At 32.6% G+C, this 439-nt stretch carries 1 protein-coding gene; it reads right to left on the bottom strand.

Translation table 11 applies throughout. The annotated features are described in order from the left end of the window. Positions 1–204: 204 nt before the first annotated feature. Positions 205–439, bottom strand: a 235-nt coding sequence (locus tag RAD16_RS41385; RefSeq protein ID WP_458163733.1) for a hypothetical protein, incomplete at its 5' end; no start/stop codon positions are given.

The following is a 439-nucleotide window of genomic DNA, read 5'->3' as shown; positions in this document are numbered from 1 at the left end:
AGAGCGGCTAAAAAATTCGGCAAACAACCTGCAATAACATCGATGTGTTTATGGAACAGGTAACGCCTGAAGCTCAACTCTTCATAAGCTGTAAAAGCTACTGTTATAATTAAAGCTAAAATATATAAATAGGAACGTTTCATTACTCACAGATAAATTGATGGGTTTACAATGTACTAATAATTACGCCGATACAAACTTCAATTAACGTGTAATATCTTCGTTTTTTGATTTTTGAAGCGCTACAAAATATAACATTATTAAATAGACTATAGTTACCAAACACAATATTAAAGGTGTTTGCCCATTGAACGAGATGGTTTCATGATGACCAAAAGGTATTGGAATAAGCTTATCAGAAGCACTTAATGGCAGATAGTTACCAATATTATATTTAAGAGCTGTGTTTAATATTCCCGAAACGGATTTCTCCAAAACC

The sequence above is a fragment of the Bradyrhizobium sp. 18BD genome, from assembly GCF_054185225.1.
Note: the sequence above shows the minus strand (reverse complement) of the source record. Positions and strands in the feature narration are given on the sequence as shown.